Raw genomic sequence first — 14,414 nt, 5'->3', positions numbered from 1 at the left:
GAAGTATTTGCAGGTCGCCAGTTCCTCGATCGTATCGATGCCGAAAGCTTCCTTGAGCTTCTTAGCGTCGCTGTCGGTCACGCCGGCCAGCGCCGACGGCGGCAGCGACATCAGCTGCTTCGGAGTCATACCCTCGTGGGCCTTGTCGAGAATTGCATGCAGAGCGTCGGTCGAAGCCACGGTCGCCTCCTTTGTTTCAAAAACTCGAGCGCCGCGAAGTTAACCACGAAAGCGGCATCCGAAGTCAACACGCGGCAAACTCCGTCACCGTCAAGATTAAGCGGCGGCAGCGGGAGACGTGAATCCGGTAGAATCGTTACATGCCCTCGACAGGATCATGACTCTTTCCAGGTAAGTTTTTGCCCCGGACTTGACATTTGGCCCCCACTCGTACAACCATCAGATTAATCCGTATTCTTCGCGAATGTCTGGCACCATCGGATCAGCGGAGACTCGTCGTGGAGATCCATCCTTGATCCGCAAGACGTACCTGCCCGGCGCCACGATCTTCTTCGAGGGGCAGCCCGCCGACTGCGCCTATATCGTCGAGCGCGGACAGGTGGAGATCTGCGCCGTCCGCGACCGGACCCACATCACCCTCGCGACCCTCGGACAGGGCGAGATCTTCGGCGAGATGGCCGTGCTGGACGACGGCGTCCGCTCAGCGGAAGCGCGGGCTGTTCAGGAAACCGAAGTGCTGATCATCCGGAGCGACCAGTTGAGGCGCCGCATCATGGAGGCGGAGCCCATCGTCGGGCAGGTCCTCAGCAGCCTCATCAAACGCTTCCGGCAGGCGCAGACGGGCCTGCTCAACGATCTGCCGGCCCGCATGGGAACGAGCCATGTGGTGGTGCCGAACGCCGACTGTGACGAAATCGGTTCGAGCGGAGCGGCGCTGGAGTGGCTGCTCCGGGAATATGACCTGGAACGCGGCTTGGCCGCCTGCGAGTTCGTGCCCTTCTTCCAGCCGATCGTGATGATCGAAGACGGCTCGATCGCCGGGTTCGAGGCGCTGGCCCGGTGGCGCCACCCCGAACGCGGACTGGTCCCGCCGAGCGAGTTCATCGATCTGGGCGAGCGGTGCGGCCTGATTCGGCACATCGACCTCGCCATCATCGCCGCCGCTTGCCGCCTGCTGCGGGAATCCGTGACGAACGGCGCCACGCCCTTCCTCAGCGTCAACCTGTCGGCGCAGCATTTCACCGATTTCGGGGTGGTGGCCAGCCTCTCCAAGATCCTGTCCGATACCGGCTTCGACCCGACCCATCTCAAGGTGGAACTGACCGAAACGGCGCTGGTCCAGGACCCGCGCAAGGCGCACGAGGTACTGACCCAGATCAGGGGCCTGGGCGTGACGATAGCGCTGGACGACTTCGGAACCGGCTATTCCAGCCTGTCCTACCTGCACAGCTTCCCGTTCGACGTCCTGAAGATCGACCAGTCCTTCGTCCGTCAACTGGGCAAGTCCGGCCGCACCCACGACATCGTCGAAACCATCATCATGCTGGCGAACCGCATGGGCATGCTCGTCGTCGCGGAAGGGATCGAGACGCCCGACCTCATCCCGCCGCTCCAGCAATTGGGCTGCACCTTCGGCCAGGGTTACCATTACAGCCGCCCGGTCCCGGCATCCGAGCTTGCCGGCCTGCTTGCCCGGTAATTTCCCCGCCAGCGTCCAGTCCTTCCCGATCAGTCGTCCGGATCGCCCGCCAGCCCACGCTCGATCAGCGACAGGAAGGCATCGACCACCTGCGGGTCGAAATGCTTGCCGCTCTCGGATTTCAGGTGCTCGATCGTCTCGGCCGCCTGCCAGGCGTCCTTGTACGGGCGCTTGTGCATCAGGGCGTCGTAGACGTCGGCTACGGCGGTGATCCTGCCGCCGACCGGGATGTCGTTCCCCTTCAGCCCGGCGGGATAACCGGTGCCGTCGAACTTCTCGTGATGGGTCTCCGCGACCTCGGCGCCCAGGCTCAGATAGCTGCGGCCGGGCACCATCTTCGCCACCTCGCGCAGCACGTTGGCCCCTATCCTGGGGTGCTGGCGGATGACGTCCATTTCCTCGTCGGTCAGCCGGGCCGGCTTGTTCAGGATGCTGTCGGGCAATCCTACCTTGCCGACATCGTGCAGGATGCTGGCAAGGCCGATCTGATCGACGAAACGGTCGTCGATCTCGTCGGCGAACTGGCCCCGCTCCTTCAGTTCGCCGGCGATCGCCGCCGTCAGCTTCTCGATCCGCCGGACATGCTGGCCGGTGATCTCGTCCTTGAACTCGGCCAGTTTGCCGAGGGCGTAGACGGTCGCCTTCTGCGAGTTCAGCACCTGCTCGTACAGATAGACGTTGTCGAAGGCGATCGCGACCTTGCTGCAGAAGATCTCGAGCAGGCCGTGATCGACCTCGCCCAGCGGCGCGTGTCCCTCCAGGTAGACGACGCTGACCGAATGGTTGCGCGACCGGAAGACGACGACGCTGTGGTCGGCGCAGTAGACGTTGCGGCCCTCGCGGAAGGCGCGCCGGATGTCGTCCATCGCGTCCGACGGCAGGATCGCGTCCAGCGGACGCCCCGGCGCCGTGCTGAAGGGCTGGGAACTGGCGAGCACCCGGAACTCGCCGCCGGCCTCGTCGCTGCCCTCCGATCCGACGGTGCACAGCAGCGATCCGGTGGCGCCCTGGATCAGCGAGTGAAGCTGCATCAGGACGCCTTCGACGAACTGGCTCATCGACCGCTGCTAGAACAGCGATGCCGATCCCTCGATGATCTTTTCCAGCCCCCGGCGGCTCAGGTCGATGCTGACGATATGCTGGTACGACCGCAGGGCCGCCACGACCGACGTGAACAGCTTCTGCGCCGTAAGCTCGCTCTTGGCCTTGTAGTCGTTGATGTCGTAATCGACGATCACCTGCCGTTCCGGCGCCTGGCCGGGCTGGCCGGTGCGCAGGATGATCCGGACCTGCTTGTTGCCCATGGTCTTGCGGATGAACTCGACGCAGCGGAGGCCGGCGTCGTCGGTTTCCATGACAACGTCCAGCAGCACGACGGCGGTATCGGGATGGTCCGCGATCGCCTTGCAGGCTTCGACGGCGCTGTAGGCGTTGACGAACTCCACCGGCCGGCCGTCGAAGACGAAATCGCTCAGCCCGCCCTTCGGGACCGCCTGGACCGCCCGGTCGTCGTCGACGATCATGATCTGCCACGGACGGGCCGTCGCGGCTCCCCGGAACGATCCGGCCCCCGAAGGAAGACCGCCGTCCGGATCGTCGTCATCCTCGGCCTCGCCGGCGAACAGGAGTTCGTCGTCATCGCATATGTCGTTGCCGGCCACGTCGCCCCCGGCCATGTCGTCCCTGTCGGTGCAGATCATCGGTCGCCGTCCCCATGCTCCGGCTTGCCCGGCGCTACACGCGGAATGGTAAGGATGAAGCTGGCGCCCTGCCCCTCGATGCTTTCCATGGCGATGGTCCCTCCCAGACTTTGGGCCACGATGTTGAAGACGATATGCAGCCCCAGCCCCGTCCCGCCGGAACCCCGTCTGGTCGTGAAGAACGGCTCGAAGATCTTGCCCAGGTTCTTTTCCGGAATGCCCTTGCCGGTGTCGGAATACCGGATCGACACCACGTTGGGCTGCTGCAACCGGGCGCATATGGTGATCCTGCCGGCCTGACCTTCGGCGAACCCATGGACCAGCGAGTTCATCACGAAGTTGGTCAGCACCTGCGATAATGCACCCGGGTAGCTGTCGATTTCAAGATCGTCGGGACAGTCCACGAAGATCGTATGGGCCGTCTGGCGGAGCCTTGGCCGCAGGCTCAGCAGGATCTCGCCGATGTATTCGGCAAGGTTGAAGCCGCGCCGGATATCTGTGGACTGATCGACGGCCACCTGCTTGAAGCTCTGGATCAGTTCCGCCGCCCGCCCGATGGTCGCCACCATGATCGCGGAGGCCTCGGTCGCGGTCTCCAGGTAGCGGTCGGCATCCGACTTCTTCAGCTTGCCGCCCTGAAGCAGCGCCCGGAAATCGGCCGTCCTCTCCCCCAGGTGCGATGCCGCCGTCAGCGCGGTGCCGATCGGCGTGTTGATCTCGTGCGCGACGCCGGCCACCAGCGACCCCAGCGCCGCCATCTTCTCGGCCTGGAGCAGGCTGTCCTGGGCCTGATGCAGACGGTCGTAGGCCATCTCCGCCGCCTCCTTCGAGGCCCGCAGCGCGTCTTCCGCCGACTTCCGCTCGGTCACGTCAGTATAGGTGCAGACATAGCCCCCGCCCGGCAGGCGGTTGCTGCGGGCCTCGACCACCATGCCGTTGGGCCGGCGCCGCTCGTAGATCGGCCGGCTTTCCAGCAGGTCGCGCTGGTCGCCGGTGAATTGCAGGACATCCTCGTCCGACAGGCCGGCGAAGTCGCCGCGCTCCGCAAGGAAGCCGGCAAGGCCGGCCAGCGTCGGCCCCGGCTCCAGCACCTCGGCGGTCAGGTCCAGCAGGTCGGCGCACCGGTGGTTCCAGCCGATCACCCGCAGGTCGCCGTCGGTGATCAGCATGGCCTGATCCATGTTCTCCAGCGTCGCCTTCAGCATGGCGCGGTCGCGCGCCAGTTCCTGCTCGATCCGCTTCCGCTCGTTGATCACGTTGACGGTGGTCAGGGTCGCCGGCTCGCCCCGGTGGTTGAACAGGCGGGCGGACAGCAGCGACCAGAACGGTTGGCGAGCGCTGTCGCAGAGCTGAAGTTCGAACTCGTCCACCTGGCCATCGTTGCGCAGGCGCGTGCCCAGGCGGCGGCGCTCCTCCTCCACCACGTAGAAGTCGGTGGCGTCCCGCCCGATCGCCTGTTCCGACGTCAGGCCGAACAGCTCGGCCGCCCGGTGGTTGATCTGGAGGACCTGCGCGTCCGACGTCCGCGCCAGCACGAGCGGGACCGGCACCGCATCGATCAGCTTGCGCTGCGCGTCCTCGGCCTCCTTGCGCGCTGTGACGTCGGTGAACCCCACCAGCACCGCGTCGACCCCCTGATAGGGGATGCATACCGCCGACAGGTTGACCCAGAACGTCCGGTCGTCCGCGTTCCGCATCAGGACCTCGACGCCCTCGACCCGGCCGTCGCGGTCGAGGGCCGCCTGCACCCCGGTATAATCGTCCCGGCTGGCATATTTGATCGACGACCGCCGCCCCATCATGCTGTGGGCGTGGCGGTTGCCCACCCTGGCGAGCGGCGCATTGACGTAGAGCACCAGCGCATCCGACCGGCGCATCACCGCGACCGGGAACGGGATCGCGTCGAGGATGAGCTGCTGGGCCTCCTGCGCCGCCTGAAAATCGCGCTGGGCTTCCAGCCGGTTGGAAACGTCGCGCAGGAAGACGGTCCAGTAGTCGCCGTCCTCGTCGACGAGATGCGACGCGGTCAGTTCCACCGGGAAACGCGTCGCGCCGGCGCCGATGCCCCAGGTGACCCTGGTCTTGCCGTCCATCAGCCGGCCTATCGGCCGGGGAGCGCTCCGGTTGGGCGGCGGTTCGTCGATGGCGATCAGGTCGTCCAGCCGCAACCCGGCCAGCCCGCCTTCCCGGCCTTCGCCCACGGGAAAGAGGGCTTCCGCGGCCGGGTTGGCGCAGACGATCACGCGGTCTTCGCCGCTGAACGTCACGATGGCGTCACGCGCCGACCGGACGACCGAATCCGACCGCGAGACCGTCCGCTCGATCGCTTCGATCACCGCGTTGTAGCGGTCGATCACTATGCCCGGACCGGCTTCGCGCGGTCCAAGCTGGCGTTGCGAGAAGTTCCGTTCGCGGACGCGGCTTTCCAGCTCGCTCAGCAGGTCGAGCGCCGCGCGCCCGTCGGGCACGTCGGGGGAAACGGGAGCTTGGGCGACGGCGAACCGTCTTCCGGCGATCCATCCCCCCCCGAAGATGATGACCGAAACAAGCAGGAGCAGCGGTAAACCGATCATTATTATTCATGCCACAGCAGATGCCGGGCCAAGTTTATGGAAATAATTATTATTAAATGCTTTCAATCTGCATGCTGCGACATTAGCACGCGGATACTTATATTTCTAAATTTCGATCCGGAACGCCGGTCTACAGAGCCGTGGGCACGGACTCGGCCGGTACCGGCGCCAGCGGCGGCTGAAGGCCCAGCCGCCACAAGCCGGCGCGTCCGATGCCGACCACGCGCACCGCTCCGGGCAGCATCGCCTGATAGCCGATATGATGGTGGCCATGCACGATCAGCCGCGCGCCCATGGACCGGGCAAGGTCGTCGAGCACGGCGAAGCCGTGCCGATGGGTGCTGGGCGCCTCGTGGCAGACCAGCACATCGGCCTTTTGGGTGCGCAAGTGCTGGTAGTCCTCCCACCAGATCGACACCCGCTGGGCCAGCGGCAGCCCGCCCCGCCAGCGGTGAGTCGGCGGAAGGGAGGCGAGATAGTCGTCCCTGGATGAAAATCGCGGAGTGCCGTCGCCTTCCGCCGGGTGCCATATCCGTCCGCGGAAAACCCCGCCGAAACCGGCGACCCGCAAGCCGGGCACCACCTCCGCGACCCGGCCGTGAAGGTTGAAGCCGCCCAGCCCGCTGTCGAAAAGATTGGCGTACCAGTGCGTCCGGTCGCCGTCATGGTTCCCCGGTATCCACCAGACCGGGATGCCCATGTCGACCACCGACGCCAGAACCTCCTCCAGCGGCTGCTCCAGGTCGTGGTCTCCGACGATGACGACCGCCGACGGCGCCTTGGTCATCACCGCCCGGACGATCTGGGAATAGCTGCCATGGGGATCGCCGCAGAACAGGACGGTCAAAGGGCACCGTCCCGCGCTTTTGGAAGGCGCAACGCGGGACTTGGCATCTTGGACCTCCTGAAAGCAACACACGGCTTGCGCCTGACGGCGAGCCGCGGCGCAAGCCGGTACCCCGGCGCATCCGCGGCATCCGCGGCATTCGCCCTCAGCTTAAAGTGCGGCGCTTTCCGACGGAACCGAAAAAGTTATATATCATCACAAACTGAACACAGATACATCCAACGCCGTGTTTCGCCGCCCGCCGGTCAGGGAGCCGGAGGCACCGCCTTCAGATAGGCCGCGATGGCGTCCCGGTCTTCCGCAGTCAGCTTCGACGTGCTGTTCTCGACGACTTCGTTCATCCCGCCGCCGACGAAGTCGCCGTCGGGCTGCATGCCGATTTCCAGCATGAAGGCGATCTCCCCTTGCGACCATTTCCCGATGCCCTTGTCCGGATCGGAGGTGATGTTCGGCACGGCCTTGCCCTCCGGCCCGCTGGACGATCCGGCAAGCATCCGGTCGTGATCGACCACGCCCAGGAAGTTGCGGGGCGAATGACACTCGCCGCAATGTCCCGCCGCCTGCACCAGATAGCGCCCGCGATGCCACTTCTCGTCCCGCCCGGCTTCTTCCGGGAAGCCGCTCTCATCCAGGAAGAGCGTTTGCCAGACCGGCAGAAGGAAGCGCCAGCCGAACGGCGGGGAAACCTCGTGCGGCTTGTTCGCCTGGGAGACCGCCGGCTGCGCGTCGATATAGGCCTTGAGGTCGCGGATGTCGCCGTCGGTCAGATGGGTGAACGAGGTATAGGGGAACACCGGGAAATACGCCGAGCCGTCCGGCGCCTTGCCTTCACGCATCGCCCGCACGAAGTCCGCCTCGCTCCAGCCGCCGATGCCGGTTTCCCGGTCGGGCGTGATGTTGGGGGAATAGAACGTCCCGAACGGCGTCTTGAGCGCCCGCCCTCCCGCCAGCCGCTCCCCGGTCTTCGGCACGGTATGACACCCCAGGCAGCCCGCCGCGTTGAAGATGTACTCGCCTCGGGCGACGGGATCCTTACCGGCCTCCTTGGCAGCTTCCTGGGCCAATGCGGGGGCCGGCGCCGAAACCGACACGAAGAACATTCCGCTGGCCATGACGGCCAGCGGAATGCCCAGGCGCGAAAGCCTTGGAAGCACGCCTACTCTTTCTTCTGGCGGAAGTTGTCGTGGCAGCCGCCGCAGGACTGGCCGACCTGACCGAACTGCTTGGCGATGGCCGCCCTGTCGTCGGTGGCCGCAACAGTCACCAGTTCGGCGCTGGTGGATTCGAGCTTCTGGGCCGCCTGCTGGAACTGCGGCCACTGCTTCCAGATCTCGGGCTTGGCTTCGCTGTCCTTGACCTTGCCGATGCCGGTATCCGCCGGGAAGAGGCTGGGTACGATCTTGTGCGAAGCCTGCTGGATGGTGGCCGCCCCCTCGCGCACGCCGTCGATCGTGCCGCCCTCGTTCTTCACATAGGCGGAGATCTTCTTCATCGCGTCGCCCATGGACTTCATGGTCTTTTCGCGCTCTTGCGTCACGACGGCGGGGTCGCTCGATACCGGCTGGGGCGATTGCGCACCGGCCTGTCCGGCGACGGCAAGCAGCGCCCCGGCTGCGGTCAGGGCGATGACGGTTCTACGGATGGTGTCCAAGGGTTCGTGCCCCTTTGATGTTTTGAAATTGCTCACGCAAATCTCTCCCTCGCGGATCGACATCGAATTAGACGCACAACGCGTACTTGCCATTCCCCTGTTCAAAAGATTTATTTCTTTCAGGATAGGACAGCCTTCGGCCCCGGTTTGCGGCTGGCCGAAGCTCCGGAACCAAGCACCTCCTGGACCTTCGCCATCCGCGCCCGGGCTTTTTGCGACAAGGTACCCTGCGCTTCGGCTATGCGCTGGACAGCGTTCAGCACCCGCTCCCGCTCGTCGTCACCATCGACAAGGCTGGGAAGAGCGCGAATCGCGCGTTCCTCGTCGATCTGGAGGATGCCCGCCTGATCCCGCACGCAGTCCTTGACCTCCGCGATCCGCCGGCGCCCGGCCACCGGCCGCTCCTGCCCGATCCGCTCCATCATCCGGAACGTCCGCTCGTCGACGATCCGGCGATCCTCGCGGAAAATGTACATGACGGCGCGCAGCACCGCCTCCAGCGTGCCGCCCTCCTCGATCTTCGATGCCAGCAGGGCGAGTTTCGCCTGCATCAGTTCGTCGCGAAGCTGCGCATCGCCGCGCCGCCGGACGCGCCGCGCTCCCTTGGCGCCAAGACCGGTCATCGCCTCGACCAGCGGCGAGCCGTAGATCTCCTTGAACAAACGCTCCTGGGCCAGATCCCGCACCCGCCTGTATTCGTCCAGCGCCTGTTCGATGCCGTCGGACATCCGGCGCTCGGCCGCCACGAACGGGTTGGCCGGGTCGGCTGGCCGGCGGTTCGCCCGCACCGCCTCGGCCAGCGCCGCCACCGGCCACATCGCAGGATTGCGGTCGGAAACGAGCAGCCGCTCCAGGCGGGCCGGATGCATCAACCTCATCCACCGCGCCGACGCCTCGGTCACGAAGGGAGTGATCCAGGGCCGGGCGAAGTTCTGGTACAGCCCCTCGTTGATCTCCGACACGCGGGCGACGGTTTCGAACCGCTGCTCGTCCTCCCGGCTGTCGTCCAGCTTCAGGATGTCTCCGATGGTCCTCGGCTCGAACCGCATCACGTAGCGGTCCGGGATCAGGTCGGCGTTGGGCAGGTCCGGCCGCTTGTCGTCTATCGTCAGCTCGTACAGGCCGGGCGGCAGGATATCGATGAAGTCCAGCCCGCTGATGAACTCCGAGGTCTGCTTCTGCGCCACCTTGGCCGAAACGAAGATGCCGAGATGCCCGATGCTCTCGTGCAGCGTATAGACGATGACCTGATCGTTGGCCCGGATGTCCTCGACGCTGTCATAGACGTCGGCGATCCAGTTCAGCGCCTGCTGCGGCGGGGTGATGTTGTCGCCCCAGGACGCGAAGATCACGATGGGCGAGCGGATGTTCCGCAAATCGATCGTCTTGCTGCCGTCCGACGAGACGATCTCGCCGCGCGCCAGCTTGTTGCCGATGAACAGCCCGTTGACGATGGCATGGATCTCTTCCTCGTTCATCAGGAAGATGCCGCCCCACCAGCGTTCGAACTCCAGGAAGCGCGGCTCCTCGGTGTCGATCTTCGACCAGAGATTATAATACTTCGACCAATAGGTATTGGCCGGGTTCAGGTTTTCGAAGTTCCGGACCAGGTTGGCTCCGTCGAACCGCCCGTTGCCGAGATCGCTGGCGAACAGGGCGGCCCAGGAACCGCCGGACAGCCCGCCGGTATAGCGCATCGGGTTCGATCCCTCGACGCCGGCCCAGTACGATAGCGGCGCGCCGGCAAGGATGATCGGCCCCATGATCTCCGGCCGCGCGGCGCTGAGGATCGCCACGGCCCAGCCGGCCTGGCAGTTGCCGTAGATGCAGGGCTTATCGCTGTCGGGATGAAGCTCCCGGACGCATTCCACGAACCGGGCTTCGGCGGCGGCCACGTCCTCCAGCGTCTGGCCCGGTTCGGGTTCCGGGAAAAAGGTGATGAAGTAGCAGGGATGCCCGAAGCGCAGCGCAAACCCGACCTGGCTGTCCTCCTTGAAGCCGCCGATCCCCGGCCCGTGCCCGGCCCTGGGATCGACGATGATGAAGGGCCGCTTCGTCGGATCGACCCGCTGGTCCGGCCGTGGCACGATGCGCAGCAGCGCGTAGTTCGCCGGCCGATCCAGCGTCCTGCCGTCCAGCACCATCTCATGCTCGAACGCCAGGAGCGGCGGCTTACCCTGCTCATAATGCTCGATCATGATATTGCCGCGCTTGCGCAGGATGTCCCAGAACAGGACGGACCGCTGCATGCTGTCCGTCACGTAATCGGTCCAGTTGGTCAGTGCCGTGCTGAAGGCAGTGTTGAAGTTTGTCATCGGCGCGCTCCCCGCGGCGGCCAATCCGCACTATGGCGGCCGCGATCTGGCTTTTCGGACTGCGGACGAATATCAAGGTTTGGTTAACCTTTATGTATCGCCCCCGTCAAGCGGCGCGCCGGAACCGGAGCGCGAAGCGCCCGACGCGCAGCCCCATCACGTAGACCAGCCCAAGGTACAGTCCGGGCGCCACTTCCCGGATCTCGTCGCGCACGCCGCCGGCGATCAGCGATGTCCGGGAATAGTCCAGAACGTGGCACGGCTTGCGGTCCAGCCGGCTCAGCTCTTCCCAGACGCGAGCCTTCACGGCCTCTATCCCGATCGGCAGGACGCGGTTGACCATCGTGCCGGACTCGGCGTCGAAGTTCTTGCCCCGCCATGCCAGCCCCAGCAGCCCGGCCAGCACCGGGGCGCCCGGCGTTCCCGGCGCCAGAAGGAAAAGCCCTTCGGCCCGGCCGTCGGGCTGGGCGCCGGCGTCGCTGCGGCGGAACAGGTCGTCCAGTTCCCGGCCCGACAGGCGCAGCAGGGCTTCCATTTCGGCAACCTCGCCCCGCGCCGGAAGACGGTTGTTTATTCCGCCCGCGCTTTCCACGTGTGACTCATGTCTTCTCATGATCAATTCCCGGAAGTGGCACCCATGACCTTATTGTCCGTGCTCGACCTTGCACCCGTTCCCCAGGGATCTACGCCGGGCGACGCCCTGCGCAACACCCTGGATCTGGCGCAGCATGCCGAAAGCTGGGGTTATAACCGCTACTGGGTGGCCGAACACCACAACATGGTCGGGATCGCCAGCGCCGCGACCTCCGTCGTGATCGGCTACATCGCGGGCGGCACGCGGACGATCCGGGTCGGCGCCGGCGGCATCATGCTGCCCAACCACTCGCCCCTGGTGATCGCGGAACAGTTCGGCACCCTCGCCTCGCTCTACCCCGGCCGGATCGATCTAGGCCTCGGCCGCGCACCCGGCACCGACCAGCGGACGCTGCTGGCGCTCCGCCGCGATCCCGGAAGCTCCGACAAGTTCCCCCAGGACGTGCTAGAGCTTCAGGCCCTGCTGGGTCCGGTCCAGCCCGGCCAGTTCCTCCAGGCGGTTCCCGGCGCCGATACCAACGTGCCGCTGTGGATTCTCGGCTCCAGCCTGTTCGGCGCGCAGCTCGCCGCCATGCTCGGCCTGCCCTACGCCTTCGCCTCCCACTTCGCTCCCGACGCGCTGATGCGGGCGCTCCAGGTCTACCGGGACAACTTCAAGCCCTCGGAACAGCTGGCCGAGCCGCACGCCATGATCGGCGTCAACGTCATCGCCGCCGACACCGACGAGGAAGCGCGCTTCCTGTTCACGACGCCGCAGCAGTCCTTCACCAACCTGTTCCGGGGAACGCGCGGCAAGCTTCAGCCGCCGATCGCCGACATCGAGTCCTACTGGTCGCCCTCCGAAAAGGCCCAGGCGTCCAACATGCTCGGCTGCTCCGTCGTCGGCTCGCCCCAGACGATCCGCGAAGGCCTTGCCCGCCTGATCGAGAAGACCGGCGCCGACGAGCTGATGGTGGCCTCCGCGATCTACGACCACGGCGCACGTTTGCGGTCGTACGAGATCCTGGCGGATGTCTGGAAGGAGCTGAACTGACCGGCCCACGCCGAGCAACGCAAGGCGGACACGCAAGGTACCGGGCTGTCCAGCACCCTCCCGAAAATCACCCGGAGAGATCCGGCGTGAATGCCACACTCAGGAAGCCCGACTACAAAGGCACGCTCGCGTAGGTCGGGCCGATTGAGCCCGACATCTAACTCTTCCGACTGGTCGATCCAAGCATTCTAGCCTCGAAGAGGTTGCAACGGTTCGGGATCATCACTCATCCTTTTCCACATCGGGGAAGTGGTGGTTCCGACATGACAGGTCGGGGTTCAGCCGAGGATCGAAACCTCTTCGGCTGATAGGCACGACGCCAGTCGAGCTATTGCCGCCACTCCCTCCTCGGTACTGGGTATAGGGTTCCCATAGCCGACTTCTCTGACGAACTTCCGGTAATCTTCGAGGAAAGGTTTGTTCAGCAGTGTCTCGCAGATCTGTCCGATCCGCTCCTCCCGATCACTTGGTCGCTCGTCACGGGTTTCTGCGCCACGCCGAACGTTATCGTGGTCGAGGAGTTCCGATAGCAGGGGCTTGAAGCGGGGGTCGGTGGCGACAGTCTGCTCGAGAGCACAGAGGTCATGCACGTGCCGAACGAGGGACCGGTCCCTCGCGCGCCCGGACGGCCCTGCGGTGTCGGGCAGGGTCCGCTGTTCGAAAACGCGCCAGGACAAGGCGGCAAGCTTGTCGGCGGCCGTCTCGACCGGGTCTATGCAGTCTATGGTAACAGGATCCTGTCTGACTATCCTGTGCCGGCTGCGCGCCTGGGTCATGAACGACAGCACACTCCGGGGGGCGGTTTCAAGGCGTGGCGCTTCGAGCGATACTTCTACTTTGATATCAGGCCTCAGGGCCGCGTTGGAATGAATGGGATCGTAGGGAACGAAGAGCGTGAACATCCGCCTGGAGTTTCTGCTCTCAGTTCTACTTCCGTCTACCAGATAACCGCTACGGGCGATTTCATCCTCGACCGCGTTCCGGAATCTTCGCCTTTGCCCGTCGGAAAGGGCCGACACGTGGTCGCCCGGAACCACGCGGAAGTCGATGTCTTCCGAGAAGCGCCGGATCAGCCCGAATGCCTTGGACAAGGAGGTCCCCCCGCCGAAGACTAGGCGACAGTCGTTGTACCTGAACTTTGCCAGACCTTTCAGGAGTTGGACTACATGCCAGTCCTTCTCGATGAAAGCCTCGTCGACACCGAGCGAACCGGCCGTCGATTGCAGAATCTCCCGGAACTGCCTGCTCGTCCGATAATCGACGGGAGGATCAGGAGACGCGCTCAAGGCTCACCCGAACATCGCCGTAGCCAAGTTTTCTGCGCACTCGCTTTCGAACGCCGATCACCCGGCCGGTAGGTACCTGGGTGGTTTTCCCCTGGTTATACTCACCTTCGATCCGCGAAGGCGCCGGTTCGATCCTCAAGCGAGTCAGGGCCTCTTCGGCAAGCCGTTTGACGCCGATGGTCGGGGCCGGCTTGCCGTCGAACGGAGATACCTGAGCACGCGCGTACAGCCCATGACCGAACTTCAGCAACCGCCCTTCGCGGACCAGCGCGCTCAAGGCACGCCCGACCTGATCGTAGCCGCCAAGATCGGTGAAGTCTTCGCGCATGAACACGTTAGCCTTCTTTCGCGCAATCCGCGTTCCAATCAGCTGCTTCAGTGTCCGCTCCGGCATAGTCTCCTCCAGATGCTCATGCGCGCACAGGATTAGCCGCGTTCGATTTCCAGGCTGGCAGTCATGTCAGAATACGACATCATGACCCTGTCAAAATACGACAAGGCAGAACTTGTTTCAAGGCTTGCACGGGATGACCGCCTTTTCCGGCTTCCGGAACGATGGATGGCGATCTCGTGGACAGTCTTTCTCAGGCAATTGCGGCGAGGCCGGTAGACGCGGCCTCCGGCCGCGTTCTTGCGAGATTCTGGCGGATGTCTGGGAAGAGCTGAAATGAGGGTGAGGGTGCGAGGCATCACCTCCCCACCCTCATCCCACCATATTAATTCAGACTGAATTATTTATTTGACACTGGTTCGTT

At 64.8% G+C, this 14,414-nt stretch carries 12 protein-coding genes and 1 pseudogene; 2 read left to right on the top strand and 11 right to left on the bottom strand.

Annotated elements, in window-relative coordinates; genetic code table 11:
- Positions 1 to 180 (bottom strand): hypothetical protein (locus tag AC5JJ6_RS19310; protein WP_496043614.1); only part of this gene is annotated, 180 nt, incomplete at its 3' end.
- Between the two features lie 292 nt (positions 181 to 472).
- On the opposite strand from AC5JJ6_RS19310, the gene AC5JJ6_RS19305 reads away from it, so the two are divergent.
- Positions 473 to 1,660, top strand: a complete 1,188-nt coding sequence (locus AC5JJ6_RS19305) for an EAL domain-containing protein (RefSeq protein WP_496043613.1) — start codon at positions 473 to 475, stop codon at positions 1,658 to 1,660.
- A gap of 29 nt (positions 1,661 to 1,689) precedes the next feature.
- Here AC5JJ6_RS19305 and AC5JJ6_RS19300 read toward each other — a convergent pair whose 3' ends face one another.
- The 8 genes and pseudogenes from AC5JJ6_RS19300 to AC5JJ6_RS19265 all read right to left on the bottom strand — a co-directional run bounded on the left by AC5JJ6_RS19300 (position 1,690) and on the right by AC5JJ6_RS19265 (position 11,338).
- Positions 1,690 to 2,319, bottom strand: coding sequence for an HD-GYP domain-containing protein (locus AC5JJ6_RS19300; RefSeq protein WP_496043615.1), 630 nt, complete (start codon positions 2,317 to 2,319; stop codon positions 1,690 to 1,692).
- Between the two features lie 9 nt (positions 2,320 to 2,328).
- A pseudogene (locus AC5JJ6_RS19295) lies at positions 2,329 to 3,183 on the bottom strand (DUF3369 domain-containing protein); the annotation flags it as partial.
- Between the two features lie 173 nt (positions 3,184 to 3,356).
- Positions 3,357 to 5,933, bottom strand: a complete 2,577-nt coding sequence (locus tag AC5JJ6_RS19290; protein WP_496043612.1) for a PAS domain-containing sensor histidine kinase — start codon at positions 5,931 to 5,933, stop codon at positions 3,357 to 3,359.
- 130 nt (positions 5,934 to 6,063) lie between these two features.
- Entirely contained in the window at positions 6,064 to 6,780 is a 717-nt protein-coding gene (locus AC5JJ6_RS19285) for a metallophosphoesterase family protein (RefSeq protein ID WP_496043611.1), read from the bottom strand.
- A gap of 245 nt (positions 6,781 to 7,025) precedes the next feature.
- Positions 7,026 to 7,934, bottom strand: a complete 909-nt coding sequence (locus AC5JJ6_RS19280; RefSeq protein WP_496043610.1) for a c-type cytochrome — start codon at positions 7,932 to 7,934, stop codon at positions 7,026 to 7,028.
- A gap of 2 nt (positions 7,935 to 7,936) precedes the next feature.
- Positions 7,937 to 8,467 carry a c-type cytochrome gene (locus tag AC5JJ6_RS19275; RefSeq protein WP_496043609.1) on the bottom strand — a complete coding sequence of 177 codons (531 nt, stop codon included), beginning with the start codon at positions 8,465 to 8,467 and terminating at the stop codon, positions 7,937 to 7,939.
- Between the two features lie 83 nt (positions 8,468 to 8,550).
- Positions 8,551 to 10,746: a DUF3141 domain-containing protein gene (locus AC5JJ6_RS19270; RefSeq protein WP_496043608.1), complete on the bottom strand. Its 2,196-nt coding sequence runs from the start codon at positions 10,744 to 10,746 to the stop codon at positions 8,551 to 8,553.
- 106 nt (positions 10,747 to 10,852) lie between these two features.
- A complete protein-coding gene (locus tag AC5JJ6_RS19265) occupies positions 10,853 to 11,338 on the bottom strand; it encodes a hypothetical protein (protein ID WP_496043607.1) in 486 nt (161 codons plus the stop codon).
- A gap of 45 nt (positions 11,339 to 11,383) precedes the next feature.
- Between AC5JJ6_RS19265 and AC5JJ6_RS19260 the strand changes: the two genes are divergently transcribed.
- Positions 11,384 to 12,373: an LLM class flavin-dependent oxidoreductase gene (locus AC5JJ6_RS19260; protein ID WP_496043606.1), complete on the top strand. Its 990-nt coding sequence runs from the start codon at positions 11,384 to 11,386 to the stop codon at positions 12,371 to 12,373.
- A gap of 278 nt (positions 12,374 to 12,651) precedes the next feature.
- Here AC5JJ6_RS19260 and AC5JJ6_RS19255 read toward each other — a convergent pair whose 3' ends face one another.
- Both AC5JJ6_RS19255 and AC5JJ6_RS19250 read right to left on the bottom strand, forming a co-directional pair.
- Complete coding sequence (locus AC5JJ6_RS19255; RefSeq protein ID WP_496043605.1) at positions 12,652 to 13,659, bottom strand: nucleotidyl transferase AbiEii/AbiGii toxin family protein; 1,008 nt, start codon at positions 13,657 to 13,659, stop codon at positions 12,652 to 12,654.
- The gene (locus AC5JJ6_RS19250) at positions 13,643 to 14,053 is read right to left on the bottom strand and encodes a DUF6088 family protein (protein ID WP_496043604.1); all 411 of its coding nucleotides are present in this window, start codon (positions 14,051 to 14,053) and stop codon (positions 13,643 to 13,645) included. The genes AC5JJ6_RS19255 and AC5JJ6_RS19250 overlap by 17 nt, the downstream gene beginning before the upstream one ends.
- Between the last annotated feature and the right edge of the window lie 361 nt (positions 14,054 to 14,414).

Source organism: Skermanella sp. (genome assembly GCF_059503625.1).
Note: the sequence above shows the minus strand (reverse complement) of the source record. Positions and strands in the feature narration are given on the sequence as shown.

Bases quoted from the DNA above. Each gene is read 5' to 3' on its own strand.
- AC5JJ6_RS19290 (WP_496043612.1), bottom strand. From the start codon at position 5,933: ATGATCGGTTTACCGCTGCTCCTGCTTGTTTCGGTCATCATCTTCGGG.
- AC5JJ6_RS19270 (WP_496043608.1), bottom strand. From the start codon at position 10,746: ATGACAAACTTCAACACTGCCTTCAGCACGGCACTGACCAACTGGACC.
- AC5JJ6_RS19260 (WP_496043606.1), top strand. From the start codon at position 11,384: ATGACCTTATTGTCCGTGCTCGACCTTGCACCCGTTCCCCAGGGATCT.
- AC5JJ6_RS19250 (WP_496043604.1), bottom strand. From the start codon at position 14,053: ATGCCGGAGCGGACACTGAAGCAGCTGATTGGAACGCGGATTGCGCGA.